This is a genomic window from Neisseria sp. Marseille-Q1983 (genome assembly GCF_018224585.1).
Lineage (GTDB): Bacteria > Pseudomonadota > Gammaproteobacteria > Burkholderiales > Neisseriaceae > Neisseria > Neisseria polysaccharea.
Window position 1 is genome coordinate 1 of sequence record NZ_JAGTUI010000088.1, and the last position, 2,391, is coordinate 2,391.

General features: G+C 34.4%; 3 protein-coding genes and 2 pseudogenes. All 5 read left to right on the forward strand.

Features of this window, described 5'->3' with window-relative positions; genetic code table 11:
• Positions 1–497: RHS repeat-associated core domain-containing protein (locus KEM39_RS11745; protein WP_249182766.1), on the forward strand; the 497-nt coding region annotated here is incomplete at its 5' end.
• An 18-nt stretch (positions 498–515) separates the two neighbouring features.
• Positions 516–809 carry a hypothetical protein gene (locus KEM39_RS11105; protein ID WP_107863811.1) on the forward strand — a complete coding sequence of 98 codons (294 nt, stop codon included), beginning with the start codon at positions 516–518 and terminating at the stop codon, positions 807–809.
• Between the two features lie 113 nt (positions 810–922).
• Positions 923–1,318: pseudogene (locus tag KEM39_RS11110) on the forward strand (RHS repeat-associated core domain-containing protein); the annotation flags it as partial.
• A gap of 33 nt (positions 1,319–1,351) precedes the next feature.
• A pseudogene (locus KEM39_RS11750) lies at positions 1,352–1,729 on the forward strand (AHH domain-containing protein); the annotation flags it as partial.
• On the forward strand, positions 1,729–2,265 hold the full coding sequence (locus KEM39_RS11115) for a hypothetical protein (protein ID WP_211710047.1): 537 nt from the start codon (positions 1,729–1,731) through the stop codon (positions 2,263–2,265). The pseudogene KEM39_RS11750 and the gene KEM39_RS11115, both read left to right, overlap by 1 nt.
• The last annotated feature ends 126 nt before the right edge of the window (positions 2,266–2,391 follow it).

The following is a 2,391-nucleotide window of genomic DNA, read 5'->3' on the forward strand; positions in this document are numbered from 1 at the left end:
AAGAGACCGGGCTGCATTACAACCTGATGCGGTATTACGAGCCTGAGGCGGGGCGTTTCATTAACCAAGACCCGATTGGGCTATTGGGTGGGGAGAATCTGTACTGGTTCGCGCCTAATGTATTTATGTGGTTAGATCCTTGGGGTTTAAATTGTAATAGCAGAAAGAAAAACCCTAGGTTTAAGAAAAGAAGGACTTTAACTGCAAATGATACAGGGTTAAAAAATCATGCTCAGAGACATAGCAGCTTATCTCCTTCTCAATATTTAAAAAGAGGAATTAAAAATATTACTGATGGACAAATGTTAAAAGGTACAAGAGGAAATTATCATATAAGAAAACTGGGAGACAACTCATACAGTATAACTATTACGGATAAAATGAATCGGATATTATCTATTGATACTTGGTCGTCTGGTGGAGCAAAAATATCTAAGGATATGGTAATAAAAGGATTAGAAAAATCAGGTGTAACTGCACCTAAAGGATTTTTCTAAAAAATATAAGGAAATATAATGAGTTTTCAAATAATAAATAATTTTATGGACCTTTTATTGGATTATGGATGGCATGTTAAAAATGCTAATAGTTCAGATTTGCTCTATATTTCTGGTTCTGAAATGGTTTGGAATCTAACAAATGATGATTTATATAGAACGAATACATTAATATTTTTTATTATTGGAGATTTAGGCGAGTTTAGTAAAAGACTTAAAGACATTATTTATGTTACTGATGATAAAGGGAATAGGCTTGTATTTAAGAAAGATAATTTTTCTGAGCAAATAGATTTTATTAGAAACTTGTAATAATCTCTCTAGAATATTAGAGGAGAAGAACTTTTAGTAAGAAGGTTAGACTAAAATGTAGGTCGTTTAAAATTATTTTTAGACGACCTTTGTAATATTGATGGTTTAAATACTACATCTATCTCTACACCGACCAAGACAGCTACGAACCCCTAGCCCAAGTCTTCCATAACAACCAAGACGAAGCACAATACCTCGCCTATTTCCATACCGACCAAATCGGCATCCCGCGCGAGATGACCGACATCCACGGCAATCTTTTATGGTACGGCGAATACACCGCCTGGGGTCGTCTGAAAAAGGATGAGCGGGTCTATCAGAACGTCCATCAGCCGTTTAGATTGCAAAACCAGTATTACGATGAAGAGACTGGGCTGCACTATAATTTCTTCCGTTACTATGAGCCTGATACTGGACGTTTCATCAATCAGGACCCGATTGGGCTTTTTGGTGGTGATAACCTGTATCAGTTTGCTCCAAATACTCAGGATTGGATCGATCCTTTGGGATGGAAGAGAACGTCAAAAGACATGCCACAATGGATGCCAACTAAACGTGGCTATCAAAGACAACATCTTATTCCATGGTCGCTTAGAAATCATCCAATGTTTGCACAAAGTGGTAGAAGCATACATGGTGCAACAAATATGGTGTATCTGCCTGTGACAACGGGAATAGACCCTAATCCAAAATTGGGGTTACATCGTGGATGGACTACAGAGCATAAACTTTATAATGAAATGGTTGAGCAACGATTAGAAAGATTGGCTACCATTGCTAAAAATAAAAAATGGAGTAAAAAGAAAATCTCAGAAGAAATATTAAAAATGCAAAACGAATTAAGAGAAGGTTTTAGAACTGGCAAATATACTTGTGCTGCACCAATTTCTAAAAGTAATAGTAAAAAAGGAAAAAAATGATGACTCTTTATCAAATATACTCTGCTGTTGATAATGAAGATGCTTATGCGGACTTAAAACAGGATGATGGAAAAATTGTGGAATTTATTAATTACAATAAAGGCAATTATACAGATGAAGCAGTTTTTATAGCTCAGAGTGGATATACTTACAAAAATATTTCTAAAACAGATTATATTCAAACAATTCCTAAGATGTTATTGTTCTCTGAAACTTTCATTAATAAATTAGCTGATAAATTAAAAAATGAATTAGATTTTTTTCCGGCTAAACTTAGAATCAAGAATAATGAATTTAAATTTTTCCTTGGAAAAATTAAATTAACTGCTAAATTAGTAGATATGGAAAAATCAAATTTTTATGAAATAGATGGAGAGAAGTTTATTGATTATCCACCTGTATTTTTGGGAAATATATCTGGTTTTGAGTTTTGTGCAAAAGATATAAATGATGATTTAATTTGGGCTTTTTCTGATAAATTCAAAGAATTAGTTGTGAGTAATAATTTGAAGATGGAATTTCTTCCTCTAACATGAAATATTCTGTAAGTAAGTTATAGCAAGCCGCAGCCCCGCACAAAACTTTCAGTCTTGACGTAAGGTGTGTGGGAACGCACGCACGCGGTTTTCGCTTTTCAGACGACCTCACTATCTTCTTTGAGG

Excerpts from the sequence above, each read along its gene's own strand:
- KEM39_RS11115 (WP_211710047.1), top strand. The coding sequence starts at position 1,729 with ATGACTCTTTATCAAATATACTCTGCTGTTGATAATGAAGATGCTTAT.
- KEM39_RS11105 (WP_107863811.1), top strand. The coding sequence starts at position 516 with ATGAGTTTTCAAATAATAAATAATTTTATGGACCTTTTATTGGATTAT.